At 66.0% G+C, this 1,356-nt stretch carries 1 protein-coding gene; it reads right to left on the reverse strand.

Annotated elements, in window-relative coordinates; all coding sequences use genetic code 11:
• The coding region (locus QMC96_13315; protein MDI6877732.1) for an acetate--CoA ligase at positions 1–1,356 on the reverse strand (1,356 nt) is incomplete at both ends.

The raw sequence follows: 1,356 nt of genomic DNA on the forward strand, positions 1-1,356 counted from the left end.
CCGATGACGGCGGCCTCCGCCACCGCCTGGTGGGAGACGAGGGCGCTCTCCACCTCGGCGGTGCCGATGTTGTGGCCGGCGATGATGATGATGTCGTCTGCCCGCCCCAGGATCATGATGTAGCCGTCCCTGTCCTTCACGGCCAGGTCTCCCGCCGTGTAGCAGTTCGGAATCGTGTTCCAGTACTGGCGGTAGCGCTCGTCGTTCCTGTAGATGGTGCGGAACATGGCGGGCCAGGGCTCTTTGATCACCAGGAATCCGCCGGTTCCCGGCGGAACGGGGTTTCCCGACCTGTCGACGACGTCGGCGACGACTCCCGGGATGGGTTTGCCGGCGAATCCCGGTTTCATGGGCTCCCCGACCATCGTGGTGATCATCTGCATGCCCGTCTCGGTCTGCCACCAGGTGTCGACGACGGGGCAGCGGCTGCACCCGATGGTGCGGTAGTACCACTCGAAGGCCTCGGGGTTCAGGGGTTCGCCCACGGAACCCAGGATGCGGAGGGAGGAGAGGTCGTACCGGTTCGGCCACTCCTCCCCCATCCGCATGAACATGCGGATGGCGGTGGGGGCGGTGTAGAAGATGGTGATCCCCTGCTCCTCGATCAGGTTCCACCAGCATCCCGGATCCGGATGATCCGGCGTGCACTCGGTGATGAAGACCGTGGCGCCGACGGCGAGCGGCCCGTAGATGATGTAGGAGTGCCCCGTGATCCAGCCCGGGTCCGCGGTGCACCAGTAGATGTCGTTCTCCTTGATATCGAAGACCGTCTTCGTGGTGTAGTACGTCCCGACCATGTAGCCGCCGCAGGTGTGCACGACGCCCTTCGGGGTGCCGGTCGACCCGCTGGTGTAGAGGATGAAGAGCGGGTCCTCCGCATCCATCACCTCCGGCGGGCACTTGGTCGCCGCCCGCTCCATGATCTCGCGGAAGTCCACCTCCATATTCGGTTCGAGCTCGACGGGCGGCGACCGCCGGCGCAGCACCACGATCCTCTCCACGGTGGGGGCATTGACGACCGCCTCCTCCACCAGCGTCTTGAGGGGGATGGTCTTGCCGCGGCGCATGGCGATATCGGCGGTGATGACGATTTTGGTCTCGGCGTCGTTGATCCGCTGGTTGAGCGCCGTCACCCCGAACCCGCCGAAGACCACGCTGTGCACCGCCCCGATCCGGGCGCAGGCGAGCATGGCGATGACCTGCTCGGGCACGAGCGGCATGTAGATGCAGACCCGGTCCCCCTTCCCCACCCCGAGATCCTTCAGGGCGTTGGCGAACTGCATCACGTCGCGGTGGAGGCGGCGGTAGGTGAAGATCCGCTCCTCCCCGTTCTCCCCCCGCCAGATCAGCGCCACC

The organism is Methanomicrobiales archaeon (assembly GCA_030019205.1).
Taxonomy (GTDB): domain Archaea; phylum Halobacteriota; class Methanomicrobia; order Methanomicrobiales; family JACTUA01; genus JASEFH01.